This window comes from Mycobacterium malmoense, assembly GCF_019645855.1.
Lineage (GTDB): Bacteria > Actinomycetota > Actinomycetes > Mycobacteriales > Mycobacteriaceae > Mycobacterium > Mycobacterium malmoense.
This window is the reverse complement of the sequence record NZ_CP080999.1, coordinates 2,258,905-2,273,783: the sequence shown is the minus strand read 5'-3', so window position 1 is coordinate 2,273,783 and position 14,879 is coordinate 2,258,905. Positions and strand designations below refer to the sequence as shown.

Sequence of the window (14,879 nt, the reverse complement as noted above, 5' to 3'; positions counted from 1 at the left end):
CCCGCGTCGCGGCTTTCGCGCGAATCTGCGAATTGTCGGCGCGCCAGCCGCGTTCTGCGCCCAGCTGGCTTCGGCATCGTCCGGGTCGGCCGCTTCCTCGTCCCAGGCTGATGGCTCTTCAAGCTCGCCGACCACGCCCGAACCCGCCCACGAGGTCATCGGCGAGATCCCAACCTGTCCGGTCGGCCACTAAAGCACAAGGGTGCCAGCGGAAGCTGTCGGGATGGAGCATCTGCCCACGGCCAGCCTCCATGACGCCACGCTGATTCGACTAGCCAACGACATTTTGGCTGTCGGGGTCGCCCGGCGAAGGCGGCTCTGCCTCGCTTGCGGGAGCTTTAGAGTAGCAACCCCGCGCCGGGAGGGGGTGATCATTACTGGCGGTCTTTCTTCCGCTGATGACGATCCAGGTGAAGGTCACTATCGTCGACGCAACATAGACCAGCCCGGCCCAAGCCAAGTACCAGGGCCGACCAATCTGCCAGAACGATGGTTGCAGAAGGGCCAGCGCCATCGGTACTCGGAGAAGCATCAGCACCAGCCACCCCCAGCCGAGGATGCGTGCGCCAAGATGCTCGCACAGTGGCCCGTGGATAAGCCAAATCATCAGCGGCACCAGCCATACCCAGTGGTGCGTCCACGAAATCGGTGAGACCAGCAGTCCCAACAGCTCGACCACCAGCAACTTGCCGAGCCGGTCGGACTCGGTGGCGCCAGCGATTCGGCCAGTGTCGAGCGCCCGCCAAGCCAGGACGGCCAAGGTGGCCGTGGCGGCGAGCGCGGCCAGGACCAGCGGACCAAAGCCGGCGTCATAGCCCAGGATCCGGGAGATACCGGCCCGCCACGATTGATTCAGGGCGGTGCCGACCGGGCCAATCCGGCGAGCTTCGCCGAGCAGCTCCAGGAAGTAATAGCGGGTCTGCCCGCCGTCAGCTAACGCCGACACCGCAATAGTGACAAGCAACACGACCGCAGAAAACGCCGCCGCGCCCCATCGCCGGACTCCGACGAAGTAGACGTCCGTAATCGCCGGCGTCAATTTCACCCCCGCCGCCACGCCGACCAACAGGCCCGAGAACCACCACCGCGTCGAGTAGACCGCCCACAGCACCGCCAGCATCAAAAAGACGTTGACCTGCCCATCGTCAAGAGTATGGCGCACCGGATCGACCCAAATGCCGATTGCCGTCCACAACATCGCGACGCGTTGACCACTGCCGCTCGGGACACCCACCAAGCGCTGGCTGATCCGAATCGCGCCATACAGTGCGGCTATTGTCCCGGCCCGCCACACGAAAGCAACCAGGCCGAACGGCAACAGATGCAGCGGGTAGAAGACAACCGCCGCAAACGGCGGATAGGTAAACGGCAGCGGGAGGCCAGGGACCGGGCTCGCGTAATTGTAGCTGTACAAGGTGCCGGGGTGGTCGAGTGCCGCCGCGCCACCGACGTAGACGTGCAGATCAATCAATAAGTCTTCGGCACGCACCACGTGCTCGGAAACGAATCGTATTGCGACGCTCAAGATTAGCAGCAGCGGCGCGGCAACGTGGAGCAGATCCGCCAGCCGCCGGGGGATGGTTGACGGTGTGGCGGTAGAGGTAGTGCCCACGGGCCCGACTCTAACAGCTGACCTGCAACTAAATACGCAGTCGAAGAGGTTGCCGGGCTGGGACGCTATGGGCATCACCGCGCTGATCCCACCAGCCCTCGATGCGGTGGCCGAGGGCACCATTGCATACTTCCAGGTGACGATGAAAGTTAGCTTCCAGCTGGAAGATTCACAGCCCGCACACGACTTTCACGACGCGCCGATCCATTCTCAATGCAGTGCTGCGATGTGCCGCACGGGCGTCTCCGGGCCGCCGAATAGTGTAAGAGCTTCACCGACACCAGCACCGGCAACGGAGGAGCCGGCGCCCCTGAACTCGGTCACCGGTCGAAGGCCGCGCTTGCGGACATTCGCCACAGCCTGGCCGATCAGCACATAAACCCCGACAAACCGTCATCACCAACGGCGACAGCAGCCGGTTGTGCACCGACGCGAAGCCACGTTCGTCGCAGGCTTCCGTCCAGCGGACCGAACCACCCCTTCCCACATGACCGGAGCCCGCATCACATTCCTGATGGGCGGGCTACGGTGAAACATGGAAAGCCAACGGCACGAATAGATTCCGATCGGGCCACAGGCTCCCCCGACCGACAAACCTGAAGTCGGCTATGTAGTGCAATGTGGCGCCGCAGCCCGCCCAACCCGACGGTTCCAACGGTAGCCCGAAGCCTCTGCAACCTTGCGGCCTCGCTCCCCCAACTTCCGGGATGGAAGCTGCACAAATGAGCAATCGTGCATGCCCGCGATGGCCACCAGACGCTGGTGCTCAGGTTCCGGAGACCGACCGACATCGCACTTGCGACGGCCCCGATCGGCCTCCTGACCCTTTGCCGGTGTGGCCGGTCCGGTGTGATCCATGTCCAGGCAGGAACACGCAGTCGAATCATATTGTGCAGTGCGCATTTAAAGTCAAAATAGCTCACTCTACGCCGCTACCAACGGGTAATTTCACCTTGAAAATTGCAAATGGCCTTGGGAATTTGCTAAGCGATAACGGTGGGCCATGCAACCAGCAACTTTCTACATGCTGACGTGTTGCCGAACTTGAAAGACGTTAGGCGGCTTCATCAATTTCCTCAAAACCGCATCATCCCTCGGCCGCGTCTTCGGTACTGTTCCACACGCGTCAGACATGGGGTTGTGGATGATCATCGGAGGGAGTAGATGCGGCTAGTGCTTCGTCCCTCGGATCCGTTGCACGACACCATGAAAGAAAGCCCAGTTGCCGGTGGATGGCCCGATCCCGCCGGTGACTCCAGGGGGCTGCTGCCGGTTAACGAACCCTTACCCTAGCCGGTGGCAGCGACGGGCAGCTTTCCTGCAGGGCCCCACCCGCTGCGGGAAAGCTGCCCGTACATCAATTGTCCGGCGCCCGTGTTCGCCCGGTTTGGGGCACATTACAGGGCTTCGCCAATCATCGATAGAACCCGCTCTCGGAAGAGGGAATTGAATGAACCCGCGGCGCGACGACCATCGATCACGCAGCTCGGTGGGCTTTATTCCGCGAGGTTGGGGCGTGACGTTTCCGACCACTCATCCGGAATCACCGGGTGCGGCGGCGGGCACTTTATCGAGCATCTGTTTTTCGATCGTTGCTCACCGTATGGCGGCAGAGCCGACGCCGCAGGCAGTTCCGGGTGCCAATACGTCTTCGCATGCGGTCATTGAGGTGGCCGACGCGGCTGCCGATTAGGCAGAAGTCGCGGTCGCGCTCCAGAGTTGAGCCCCCATGGCAATGGGCTGCTCAACGGTTTTGGTCAGCTCGTCGGCTCCACCGCACAGTTGGTTGCGAGCGACATGACCGATCAGCTGCTCGCGTCGCAGTCGGCGGTCTCGGCGCAGATGGTGCACACACGGTCATTGGGCGGGCTGTTCATACCGCCGGCGTGGTCAGCCACAGCACCCAAAGCCCGGCCGTGCCGCTCCGGCATCGCCCCTCGCCAGCATCGGCACCGGCGGTCCGTTTCGACCCCGCAGATGCATCCGCGGAAGGGCCAGCAAATGATCGAACGCAAGGCGATCATCGGGTCGGCCCGCGCCGCACGGATCACCACAGCCGATTCGCGAAGCGCATACGACTTTGTCGATTGGGCGCAACATCAGCGGGACCTTCTTCTCCAGCGCCACAATAAGATTGGGGTCCACATCGAGATCGAACCATCAGTTGATCGAATTTCTAGAAGCTTAAACCGCCACGGCGCCAAGGAACTTCGTCCCTCCACGACGAAACCTGCGCCAGAAGACCGACCGGCGAGCGCATCTGACGGCGTGAGCACCAGATACCAAGTAAACCAACAGCAGTCGCCGTGACACCGACAGGGCAGTATTGTACTGGCGTTCAATACCTGCCCCGGCTTAGCGCCAGGCGCCACGTCGAACCGCCAATTCGACTGAAATGTTCTTCGCCAGCGAACATTTGGGGACGAAAGTCGCCATTGACCGGCTCGCGGCTTTCGACCTGCACGCGACCAACCAGGCGTAAAGATCACATCCCAAGTTAGGGTCGAAAATGGTGAAAAACAACCGATCGGATCCGCGGAAGCTTCGGTTACCGAACCGGCGACAACGGCCAAAGCAGCCTTCGTGCACACTGCGTGAAAGCCACTAGAACCCAGTTACACTCGAGACGCATCTAGCTAATTTTAGAATGACCTCTGTACTACCCGTGACCGGGGCGTTATCCTAGGTGTCCTGAACGTTGGCTATACGCGGTGCGTGTGGAACGCGTTCTAGAAAACTACCGATAAGTAATTTTCGCCTTGAACCAGATATTTCAAACCGACAGTTTTCTGAGACACGTGTCGAGGAGCCTATGAGCAGCACGAAATTGTCGCATCGGCAGTTGCCGACAGACATTCCCCCATGGTGGATCCATGACAATCGCTGAAATCGCCGTTGTTTCATCGCCAATAGGGCGATCTTGTTCGATACCGTCCCCCGCCGTGGAAGAAACGCGCCCTGAGCCGCCAGGAGATTATCTGCCGGGCCTCAGCGATCTTGAGCAGCGATGCTGGCAAGCGTTTCTGGAATCGTCGGCACTCCTGCTTGAGACATTAGAACGGCGACTCGTGGAAGCACATCAGCTCAAGCTGTTCGACTTCTTGGCGCTGGACCTGATGGCTAAGTCCGATAGCGGCTCGGCCCGGATGGGCGATTTGGCAGAGGCGCTCGCGGTCGGACCTAGCCGCGTGACCCAACAGATCCGCCGCCTGGAGTCAGCGGGTCTCGTTCGCCGCAGTCGCAGCACAAAAGACAAACGAGGAGTCGTCGCCACCATAACCCGGCAAGGCCGCGCGCGCCTTCAGCCCGCTGCCAGAACCTACGCGATGCACATCCGCAGACACTACCTCGACCAGATGACGCGCCAGCAGATGATTGCCATGGCCGACAGCTGCCGGCGCATCAACCAACCGCTGAACAACCCCCAAACATAGACAGCTTCACGGCTCAACTCCGGATCGCGGCCACTGCCTTGACGAGCAGGTCACGGGCGCGTTGCGTGTCGACCTGTGAAACCGGCTGGTCCGGCACGACCAACGGATTGGCGATAACGATCACCTGGTAGTCGCCGAACTGGGCGGAGTAGTCGTACAGTTCGCCCGTCCGCGAGCCGCCACCGTTCACGTCCGCCTGGAGAATGCGGTGGATGCCCAGCGTGTGTACCCCGTCGATGTGTGGCGCGTCGACCACCTTGAAGCCGCCCCGCACCTGGTCCCCGACGAAGGCCACCTTGGTGCAGTCCTTTCCCGGTTGGTTGACCGGCAGCGGCTTGGACGTCTCCACGGCGATGACGACGAACCGGTTGCCGTCGCCCTCGGCGGACACCGCGGCCATACTGCCCTGCAAGTCCGATGGCATGTCCTGCCCGACCGCCGCTTTCGCGCATTTCGGCGGCTCGAACTTCAGGCCTTGGGGCAGCTGGCGGGCCGAAAAGAACTTGGGATCGATGGGCCGTTTGGTGACGTCGATGATCTTGAACTCGGGTCCGAAAGTCGACTTCACTTGGCTGATCTTGGTGATGTCAGCCTTCGTCAAAGCGGCGTTCCCACCTGACGAGCAGCCGGCGAGCACGCATACAGATGCGGTAAGGAGCACCACCTTCAACATGGTGGCCAATCTACCCAAACCGGATGCTCAACTGCGCAACGCGGATACCGTTTTGCCAACCAAATCAGCGCCGAATTGGGGTGGCAGCGTTGGAAGCATCGAACCACGAGTTCAGTTAGACGCTGAATGTATATGCCCACCAATCAATTTCGGTTCCGACTCGATGGACGACTTCAGCACACGACTGCGGCGTGCGAGCCTCACAGAAGCTTGAATTTCTCGGGGTTTTCGATGTTCTTCAGCGGGTCGTTGATGCGACGACAACTGTCGCTCATTGCGATCATCTCCCGACGGGACATCTGATCCAAATAGAGCTTGCGGATCAGCTGCGCATAGGTCCTGGTAGCGGGCCGCAATCGCGTACGACCCTCGGGCGTAATGGTGGCGATCACCCCCCGCCCGTCTTTTACGCTGCGGCTACGACGAACCAATCCCTCGGCTTCCATGCGACTCACCTGCTGGGTAACCCGGCTAGGTCCGACCGCGAGCGCCTGTGCCAGATCGCCCATCCGGGCCGAGCCACTGCGAGACTTGGCGAGCAAGTCCATCACCAGGAAGTCGAATAACGTTAGCTCGTGCGCTTTCACGAGTTGCCGCTCCAACGTCTCCAGTAGCTGCGCCGACGACTCCAGAAACGCTTGCCAGCATCGTTGCTCAATATCGTCGAGCCCCGGCAAATGGTCTATTGGCTGCTCGGGACCCGTCCCTTCCACGGCGGGGGACGGTATCCAACAAGTTCGGCGTGCGACAGCTGGAACGGCGCTAACCTCAATGACGGTCATCGATCCGCCACCTCAAAAAACGCGCCCGCAACTTTTGCGGAAGCGACATTGCCCTGTTCATATTACCCTCGACCCCTGCGACAGCAAACTGTCACATTGAAATAATTTATTTAAGTCGCAAACTACCTGTCCGGGCAGCTTTTCTAGAACGCGTTCTATGCGGCAGGGCAGGTAGCCAACGGCTATGTGAATTACCTTAACTCAATGTTCACTCGCCGTAAAGATCTGATCTATAAGTTTGCTGGATATCCGAGCAATGCAACAAGATCTATCGGAGCGGTTTCACGGTGCGTGCACGCGGGGTGCGGACAGCCCCGGATCTCCGCGAGACGATCCGAAGGCACGCGCCGGCAGATCCCGATCGTTTTCGCAGAACCTTCTACCACAGCAAATTCGCGATGTACTGCCGCTCACCCGTTTCACTTCAAGATCGCCGGCTGTCCTCCAAGACAGCCGCACGCTGCGGGCCAGCACCGGCGGCGCCGCCCAACCGCGGAGCCTCAACGTTCCCGAAAAGGCGAGCGCCACTAGGGCTCCCGAGGATTTCCTGATCGACCACACGAGACCGTCCAGTTGCTGCGCCAGTCTCGAATAGCGTTATTGCCCTTCTGTAGTAGTTAGATGCCGGCGGGGCCCGGTCGTATCGGCTTTGGTTTCGCGCAGGACGCCTGAGTCCTGAGCAACCAGAAGCGGAGCCGTTGAGGCCAAAGCGTCAGCGGCCCAACGGTAATATGATCGAACGAGTAATCAGCGAGCGCATCATCGGGGTATCCATTCGCAGGCGTCCGCTCGGTGGCGGCGGAGCTGGAAAAGATCGCTTGCGCAGCCAATCCGGGTGAATTTTCGCATGCCATCCCGATCCTTTGTAGGGTCACACCGCTGACCATTCAGGTGGCGGATCAGATCGGGGGTGGTGGCTGTGTCTGCGCCGGCTAACTGGTATCCCGACCCGTGGAGCCAGGTGGAGCTGCAGTGGTGGGATCCCGACTGCGCCGGCCACCGTGCGGAGGTCCTGGCCTAATGCAAATCGTTGCGGTCGTCGACGCCGATGCCGCGACCAACACCGTCGCGGTGTGGCACGTCGACATCGGCTCTGTAGCGCCCGGTATGAGCCGGATGTGCGGCGCGTGGGTGCTCACCAACGAAGCCGACAAAGTCGAACTGCTCACCCGGGACCGGCTCCTCGTCGCTACGCCCGCTGGGGCCGCGGCGATACGGTCCGCGGGCGGTGCCGCAGCCGGCACGGTCGATCTTGCGGGAACCGTCAATAACGTTGCCTCAGAACAGGATCGGTTGCAAGCCATCTATGACTCGCTACCCGCATCCCGCAGGAAAACCCTCGCGGCGCCATCTTGGCCACACGTCCCAGCCGCGGTCGATCTGTCGGAGCCGCCCAAAGCTGACAACACCGACCCTGTCGTTGCAGTCGCCCTCGGCTTGGCGAGGTTCCTCGAGCGGCTCGCCAACGCCTGGGCCGACGGCGAGCGCGAACGTATCGCACGCAGCTACCTCACCGACAACACCCCCGGACAGCCCACCGAAATTCGTGACCTCCCCGTCAAAACTGAGTCGGCCTGATCGCCGGGTCAAGGGCGCTCGACGCATGCCACGACCCTTCGATCGAGAACTGCGCGACCCGGACTTCGGCTTCGACGCGCACCATCGAAGTCTGTGGATAGAGGGACACTGATTTCGGCGGACACCAGTACGCTCTCGTTCATGGATCCTGCAGACCTTGAATCACGCGTCACCGCCCTTGAACGCCAGGTACGCGACCTGACTGGGCGAGTACACGCAAGTGAGCAGGACGCCGCAGCCGCCCGTGTACTCGCAGGCGCCGCCGACCGCGACGTCAGCGAATTCCACGGCGAACTCCGCGACTTCCGCGGAGACCTGCGAGAGTTCCGCCAAGCCACGGCCGCAAGTTTCAACGCCCTCCGAGAGGACTTCGTCGACCTGCGAGAAGACGTCACCGGACTGCGAGAAGACGTCACCACCCTCCGAGAGGACGTCACCACCCTCCAGAACAACTACACCAGCCTGCGAGAAGACGTCACGACCCTACGAGAAGACGTCACCACCCTCCGAGAAGACGTCACCGGACTCCAGAACAACTACACCAGCCTGCGAGAAGACGTCACCGGACTGCGAGAAGACGTCACCACCCTCCGAGAGGACGTCACCGGACTCCAGAACAACTACACCAGCCTGCGAGAAGACGTCACCGGACTCCGAGAACATGTCGACCACGGATTCATCGAGATGCGCGGCAAGTTCGACGCCATGGCCATGGGACAACAACAAATCGTCGACCTTCTGCAGGTGATCATCACCGATCAAGGAGACGACGGCCGGACGCGTTGATCGATAGCCTGCTGTGGATCCAAATGCCAGCCGCCGCAACGTGATTCGTCATCGAGGCCGTCGAGCATGAACTATGTGCCGGTCAAACCGGCCATACCAGTTGCCGCCGAAGCGATTTCAGGCATTGCGTGCCTTACACGCTCAGGGGATTGCCGTAGTGGTGGCGCGAGCTTGCGGCCGAACGTTCGTACAGCTTTTCCGTACCATGGTGGTACGATGTAGCCGTACGTATCTACGTGTCCCCCGAGAGGACCGCAATGAGCATCAGCGCAAGCGAGGCTAGACAACGCCTGTACCCGCTTCTCGCGCAAGTCAATACCGATCACCAACCTGTGCGCATCACCTCCAAAGCCGGCGACGCGGTGCTCATGTCCGCCGACGACTACGACTCCTGGCAGGAAACGGTCTACCTGCTGCGCTCACCAAAGAATGCCCAACGACTCATGGAAGCGGTCGCCCGGGACAAGGCCGGGCACTTTGCACTCACCAAGTCCGTCGACGAGCTGCAGGAGATGGCCGGCGGCCAGGAGTGAGAAGCATCCACTTCGATCCCAATGCCTGGGAGGACTTTCTATTCTGGCTGGGCTCCGACCGCAAGGCGGCCCGTCGGGTCACCCGCCTGATCGCCGAGGTCCAACGCGATCCTTTCCGTGGCACCGGCAAACCCGAACCACTCAAGGGCGAGCTATCGGGTTACTGGTCCCGTCGAATCGACGACCAACATCGGCTTGTGTACCGAGCCGATGGCGACGAAGTCAAAATCCTCAAGGCCCGATACCACTACTAATTTCTGTGAGAGCCCACCGGAACGTTGGCCAGGTGCTGATTGTCAGCGTTTAGCTCCGGACCGCATTCACCGCCTTGACCAGAAGGTCGCGGGCACGTTGGGTGTCGACCGGCGCGGCCGGCTCTTTGGGGTTCATCGTCGGATTGGCGGTGACGATCACGCCGTAGTCGCCGAACTGAGCCGAGTAGTGGTAAAGCTCGGCGCTGCGACCCGAGCCGTTGGTCGCCCGCAGCACACGGTGCAGACCCACCGTCGGTATGCCGTCGATGTGCGGCGCATCGACCACCTCGATGCTGCCCTCCACCTTGGGCCCGGAAAACGTCACCTTGCTGCAGCGCTGCCCGGGATCGTTGGACGGCAGCGGCTGGGAGGTCTCCATCGCGATCACGACGAACCGGTTGCCAGCACCCTCGGCCGAGACAGCGGCCATCGTGCCCTGCAAGCCCAGCGGCATCTCGGGTCCGACGGCGACCTTCGCACACTCGGCCGGATCGAACGTCAGCCCCGGGGGCAGTTTATGGGCGGAGAAAAACTTGGGATCGATGGCGCGCTTCGGGGTGTCCTTGACTTTGAAGTCGGACCCAAAGCTCGACTTCACGTCGGCAACCTTGCTGATGTCGGCCTTCGTCGACGAGGCATTCACACCCGATGAACAACCGACGAGCATGCACACAGAGGCGATCACCAGCAATACCTTCAACATGGTGGCTAATGTACCCAACGCATTGACGAACACGGCATAAAGCAATCGGCCCCCTTCGTCCCGAAGAGGGCCGATCACCGTTACTCGTTACCTGCAGTGTCGGCAAGCCTCCGGCGGACTCACAACAATGCGAGCAGATCGAAGGCCAGCGTCCCCAAATTGGTAGACAACGTCGAGGCAGCCTCGGGCAATACCGACGGGAGTATGCCGGCCAGATCCGTCAGGATTGACGGATCGAGGCCGTGCAGCAAACCGGTCAGGTCCAGCGAAACGGCGAGGCCGCCGAGGTCGCCCGCGATGCTGGGGCCGGCCAGGCCAGCGGCGGCGGCGAGGCTTTGAGGCCCATCGCCCAGTGCCTGCGCGATCTGCTGCGGCAACGTGATAAGCAGCGTCCCGATGGGTCCGGCCTCACTGAGCAGGCCGGGCGGCTCGCCGGGCGGGAACTGCAGGGTCACTCCATTGAGGAATCCATTCGCGACCAAAGCCGGCCCGTTGACGAGCGCGGTCAGCGCTTCGAGCGGCTGACCCGCATGCCAGAAGCCGTCAACGTACTGCAGGACGTCGCCCAAGTCGGTGGTCGCACTGAGCCACGGACCCAGCGAAGCTTCAAAGACCGGCAGGAGCGTAGCCGGACCTGTCAGCGCGCTGACCACGTCCGCGAAATTCTGCGACATCGTGGCGGGGATCTGGATCGCGGGATAGAGCTGTTCCAGCGGATCCAACATCAGGGTCACGACGATTTCTTGGAAGATCGACGTCGCGCCTTCGATATTGCCGCCGTTGATAGCCTGGATGGCGTTCGCGAACAGCGCTGGCAGGTCAGATGCCCCACTACCTGTCACGAAGTTGAGGAAACTCGTCGCAGCGCTTTGAACCGACGTGGCAACGGTTTGGCCGTAGCCGATCTGGTTTGTGATGAGCTGCTGTAGAACCGGAAAAGGCTCGGCGAGCCAGTTATTGGCGAGCGTCTCCACGTTATTGCCCGCGGTCGTGAAGACGTCCAGCCAGCTAGGCCATCCTGGAAAAGCGCCTGCAGCGAGGAGGTTGGCGGGCACACCGGCCGCGGCGACTCCGCCTGCGAGGCTGGCGAGGTCGCCCTCTACACCGGAAAACAAGTCCGTGAAGCCGTCGACGTTGGCAAGGCGCACATCCGAGAGGTGAACTTGGGGAAGGTGTTGGGCTACCTGGACTTCGGGTAGGCGGGCGCCCAACGGATTCAAGGTGATAATTCCGACACCAGCTAAAGCGAGTCCAACAGTTATGCGAGGACGAACGGCGAGGTCCATGACGACTCCTTTGTCGATCAAACGCCGATACTTCAGAATGCAAACATAACTGAGAAAAACTTAAGCGTTACCGCCCCTCGACGAACATTTTGAACATGGATCTAGTAACCGGCAGCTTCGCAAGCTTTGTAAGGTTGGAAGGCGCTGGTAGAGTGGGCTATCCATGCAGTGTAGCGAACGCTTACAACCTGTTATATAGTTCAATATGAAATTACTTGCTGGTAACAATTAATTAGCTGCCGGGCGGGTCAATATCGGCTTTGTCTGGATATTTCGCCTATGGGTCCCGTTTGCTTTAATAGCTGCGCGTTGTACCACGTGCAGCCCGCCGGCGAGACCTTAATGGAGAAGTAGCTGAGAAATCGCTTAGAGGTCGGCCGGTCCGAAGGGCCAACCACACCACGGATGTCGCCAAGGGCCCGCAACACCTCCGCCACGAGCACGGCCGGTGACACAAATTCGAAGCTATCCCCCGGATTAGGGGCCGCTCTTCTCTAAGCTCATGTCGTCACACACCAGCAGAGGAGACGCGTCGTGACCAACCCCAATGCGATCGCCGGGCTGCGGAGCCTCAAGGTTCCCGAAAAGATGAACGCCAGCAAGGCTCTCAAGGACTTCCTGATCAGCCAGACCGAAACCGACCAAAGCTCCGCGGGAATCGAGCAGCAGCTCAAAGCCAACCGCCAGCTGATGGCTTTGCTTATCGGCTCGCACTTGGAGGTTGTCCACGCCCTCGGCGCCCTGGAAGAGGGTGTGAAGAAACTCGCGCAGCCCCCCGAGTAGGGGCTTTGCCTTTTCGATACTGAAGGCAATCAGCAGCCGATCCGCTGAGGCGAAAGTACCAGCGCCTCAAAGGCTTTGCGCTCGAAGAGGTCCCGTAGCCGTGTGGCGAAGCTCTATTGGTCGGCGCTTACGACGCGCCGTGCTCTGACATCAGGAAGATAGCGCTGTGCGAGTTCGTAGTCGGCGTCGTCATGGAGGACTACCAGACCCTTGGCGGCCGCGGTGGCGCAGACCAGCAGATCAACGACCGATAGGGCCCGCACCGCACTCGAGCCCGCGAGCCGGTGCTGTGCCGAATCTATCCAGCGCCACACGGATTTCGGCACCGGCACATCGGGGTAGAGGTCGCGGAACGTCTGGTTCATCTGATCGAACTCGTCTGCGTTTCGTGCCGATCGACGGAACTCAGCTCGTTGGGGTTCGCATGATCCGATGGCCCCGCTGACAAGCGCAGCGTCCCAGCTTTCGGCGAGTTCCGATTGGCGTTGGAGCCGCCAGACCGCCGAGGAGTCCACCAAAAAGTGGATCACGGGCCGACGGCCTTCTCATCGGCCCTTGCGGTAAGCCAGCCCTCATGGTCCCAGCCCTTCGCTTGTTCGCGCGACCGGGCCAACGCCTCGATGCGCCTGAATCGCTCGACGTAATCACGCATCGCAAGGTTCACGGCTTCCTTCTTGGTGTGCACCCCGGCGATCCGCATCACCCCGGCCAGCGCGTCGTCGTCAAGGTCAACCTGCGTCACCGACACCAGCAACCTCCATGTTGGTAATGTATTGCTTAAGCATATATCGACAACATAGCGGAAGCCGACCGGTGGCGATAGCCCGGTCAGTGATGAATAGGCGACACGTCGAGCACCATCCACCGGCCGTCGTTCTTCATCAGTTTCACCCGCAGCGCGATCACCTCATATACGGGCGCCGCGTCGGGCCTGCTTCGGGTGCCGCGCATGACGACGGCCACGCTGGCCGCCGATGGTTCGACCGCCTCGGCCCCGGCCGATACCGTCGCGGCCTCCGCAGTGATCATGCGTTCCGCCAGCGGGGCGGTGGACTTGTTGTACAGCTCGGTGAACGCGATGACGTGCTCGGGTGCCATCATTGCCGTCGCGCGATCCAGCGACGCGGTGGGGTTCTGCGGGGAAAACGACGACGCGCTTTCCGCCATCGCGGACGCGATCCGCACCACCTCCGCGGAGTCATGCTTGAGGTCACGGTCGGGCACCGTCCAGTGGGTGTAGGCGACCACAGCCGCGGCCACAGGTGCCACCGTGCACACCGCGACCACGAGCAGTCGAAGCCTAGGGCCGTTGGCGTTGGTGCCGACGCTCACCGAATTACGGCGTAGCAAAACAACATTCGCCGCCACACCCGCGACCACCAGGAGCACCAGCACCGAGCACGCCGAAACCCACCACAGCGGCCAGCGAAGGGCGACCCCGATCATCACCAACGCGGCGATCGCCGCGAGTGGAGGGACGATGTCAAAGGCGAGCACGCGCCACAGGTTCGTCCGGAACGCGCCGTTGATGAAGCTCCACCACCTTTTCATCAGTGGATCGCCTTCAAATGGGAAATCAGCAATTTGCCGTCCACATCCGAGACGTCCAGCAGCAGGTTCCAGTAGACCGACTGCGGCTTGGTTCCGGGGTTCCCGCGCAGCGACTTGGCCACCACTTGGATGGTGTCGGTGCGCTTACCGACCGAGGAAGGCGCGGGCTCGGGTGCCGCGGAAGGCCACCCGCCGACGTCACCCAGATCGTGGTGCATCGACTGGACCACCACCGACTCGATCTGGCTGGCACTGTGCGACGGCAATTGCTGGACCATGTCCCGGTAGGGCTGCATCGCGGCGTCGAACCCGGCTTTGAGTTGGCCGGCCGTGCCATCGTGCAGGTGTCGCAGGCTGGCATCCAGGTTGTCGGTGTTCATATTCATCAGCACGTAGGCCCACTCCCCTGCCGCCTTCTTGGCGCGGGTCTGGTAGTCGCGCTCATCGAGGTCGCCGCGATGCGACGACCACAGGAACGCGCACACGACGATCGCGGCAACCAACACGATTCCGACGACGGCCGACCCGATGCCGTAGACCGAAAGCGGCCTGCGGCGAGACCGTTTCGGCGACTCGTCATCGGAGTCGTCTGACGATTCCGATGGCTCGTCGTCGGTGTCTTCCGACGTCTCGGCCGGCTCGTCGTCTGATGCTTCCGGGGATTCGTCGTCGGTGTCGTCGACCGGCTCGTTATCCGAGGGTGCGTTGGCGGACTCTGCGTCGGGCATGGGCAGTCAGGGGCGCGGCGCCCGCGTCGCGGGTCCGATTCCCCATCCCCCTCTCGATCCGTGCGTGCGGTGTTCCCGCATATCGGTTACCGATGATCTTCTCGGCATGGGTGCACAACTTTCGGCGAGCGGACAGTACGGGTCAAACGGCTACCGCTTTCAATGCGATTGGCGTG

The 14,879-nt window shown here is 61.6% G+C and carries 15 protein-coding genes and 2 pseudogenes; 8 read left to right on the top strand and 9 right to left on the bottom strand.

The genetic code is table 11. The features are described 5' to 3' along the window. Positions 1-271: 271 nt before the first annotated feature. Positions 272-1,687, bottom strand: a complete 1,416-nt coding sequence (locus K3U93_RS10690; RefSeq protein ID WP_083011729.1) for a mannosyltransferase — start codon at positions 1,685-1,687, stop codon at positions 272-274. Positions 1,688-3,128: 1,441 nt separating this feature from the next. Here K3U93_RS10690 and K3U93_RS10685 point away from each other — a divergent pair. From K3U93_RS10685 to K3U93_RS10675, 3 genes are all read left to right on the top strand, one after another. Next, on the top strand, positions 3,129-3,305 hold the full coding sequence (locus K3U93_RS10685) for a hypothetical protein (protein WP_176220042.1): 177 nt from the start codon (positions 3,129-3,131) through the stop codon (positions 3,303-3,305). 26 nt (positions 3,306-3,331) lie between these two features. Then, a complete protein-coding gene (locus K3U93_RS10680) occupies positions 3,332-3,922 on the top strand; it encodes a hypothetical protein (protein ID WP_139797143.1) in 591 nt (196 codons plus the stop codon). Positions 3,923-4,554: 632 nt separating this feature from the next. Beyond that, positions 4,555-5,046, top strand: a complete 492-nt coding sequence (locus K3U93_RS10675; protein WP_071510056.1) for a MarR family winged helix-turn-helix transcriptional regulator — start codon at positions 4,555-4,557, stop codon at positions 5,044-5,046. A gap of 13 nt (positions 5,047-5,059) precedes the next feature. On the opposite strand, the gene K3U93_RS10670 is transcribed toward K3U93_RS10675, so the two are convergent. Next, entirely contained in the window at positions 5,060-5,719 is a 660-nt protein-coding gene (locus tag K3U93_RS10670; RefSeq protein ID WP_071510055.1) for a DUF5642 family protein, read from the bottom strand. A gap of 200 nt (positions 5,720-5,919) precedes the next feature. Further along, positions 5,920-6,432 carry a MarR family winged helix-turn-helix transcriptional regulator gene (locus tag K3U93_RS10665; protein WP_071510054.1) on the bottom strand — a complete coding sequence of 171 codons (513 nt, stop codon included), beginning with the start codon at positions 6,430-6,432 and terminating at the stop codon, positions 5,920-5,922. Positions 6,433-7,521: 1,089 nt separating this feature from the next. On the opposite strand from K3U93_RS10665, the gene K3U93_RS10660 reads away from it, so the two are divergent. The 4 genes and pseudogenes from K3U93_RS10660 to K3U93_RS10645 all read left to right on the top strand — a co-directional run bounded on the left by K3U93_RS10660 (position 7,522) and on the right by K3U93_RS10645 (position 9,652). Continuing rightward, a complete protein-coding gene (locus K3U93_RS10660; protein WP_071510053.1) occupies positions 7,522-8,079 on the top strand; it encodes a hypothetical protein in 558 nt (185 codons plus the stop codon). 141 nt (positions 8,080-8,220) lie between these two features. Further along, positions 8,221-8,547 (top strand): annotated as a pseudogene (locus tag K3U93_RS25655) (hypothetical protein); the annotation flags it as partial. A 575-nt stretch (positions 8,548-9,122) separates the two neighbouring features. Then, a complete protein-coding gene (locus K3U93_RS10650; RefSeq protein WP_083011676.1) occupies positions 9,123-9,398 on the top strand; it encodes a type II toxin-antitoxin system Phd/YefM family antitoxin in 276 nt (91 codons plus the stop codon). After that, on the top strand, positions 9,395-9,652 hold the full coding sequence (locus K3U93_RS10645; RefSeq protein ID WP_071510051.1) for a Txe/YoeB family addiction module toxin: 258 nt from the start codon (positions 9,395-9,397) through the stop codon (positions 9,650-9,652). Before K3U93_RS10650 ends, K3U93_RS10645 begins: the two co-directional genes overlap by 4 nt. 49 nt (positions 9,653-9,701) lie before the next feature. Here K3U93_RS10645 and K3U93_RS10640 read toward each other — a convergent pair whose 3' ends face one another. Both K3U93_RS10640 and K3U93_RS10635 read right to left on the bottom strand, forming a co-directional pair. Next, positions 9,702-10,355 carry a DUF5642 family protein gene (locus K3U93_RS10640; RefSeq protein ID WP_083011727.1) on the bottom strand — a complete coding sequence of 218 codons (654 nt, stop codon included), beginning with the start codon at positions 10,353-10,355 and terminating at the stop codon, positions 9,702-9,704. Between the two features lie 119 nt (positions 10,356-10,474). Continuing rightward, positions 10,475-11,641, bottom strand: a complete 1,167-nt coding sequence (locus K3U93_RS10635) for a hypothetical protein (protein WP_139797141.1) — start codon at positions 11,639-11,641, stop codon at positions 10,475-10,477. Between the two features lie 534 nt (positions 11,642-12,175). Between K3U93_RS10635 and K3U93_RS10630 the strand changes: the two genes are divergently transcribed. Further along, complete coding sequence (locus tag K3U93_RS10630) at positions 12,176-12,424, top strand: hypothetical protein (RefSeq protein ID WP_083011671.1); 249 nt, start codon at positions 12,176-12,178, stop codon at positions 12,422-12,424. 113 nt (positions 12,425-12,537) lie between these two features. Here K3U93_RS10630 and K3U93_RS10625 read toward each other — a convergent pair whose 3' ends face one another. The 4 genes and pseudogenes from K3U93_RS10625 to K3U93_RS10610 all read right to left on the bottom strand — a co-directional run bounded on the left by K3U93_RS10625 (position 12,538) and on the right by K3U93_RS10610 (position 14,703). Continuing rightward, positions 12,538-12,939 carry a PIN domain-containing protein gene (locus tag K3U93_RS10625; RefSeq protein WP_338156891.1) on the bottom strand — a complete coding sequence of 134 codons (402 nt, stop codon included), beginning with the start codon at positions 12,937-12,939 and terminating at the stop codon, positions 12,538-12,540. A gap of 80 nt (positions 12,940-13,019) precedes the next feature. Continuing rightward, positions 13,020-13,172, bottom strand: a pseudogene (locus tag K3U93_RS10620) (type II toxin-antitoxin system VapB family antitoxin); the annotation flags it as partial. 80 nt (positions 13,173-13,252) lie between these two features. Beyond that, complete coding sequence (locus K3U93_RS10615) at positions 13,253-13,975, bottom strand: hypothetical protein (protein ID WP_083011669.1); 723 nt, start codon at positions 13,973-13,975, stop codon at positions 13,253-13,255. Further along, complete coding sequence (locus K3U93_RS10610; protein ID WP_230981632.1) at positions 13,975-14,703, bottom strand: hypothetical protein; 729 nt, start codon at positions 14,701-14,703, stop codon at positions 13,975-13,977. Before K3U93_RS10610 ends, K3U93_RS10615 begins: the two co-directional genes overlap by 1 nt. Between the last annotated feature and the right edge of the window lie 176 nt (positions 14,704-14,879).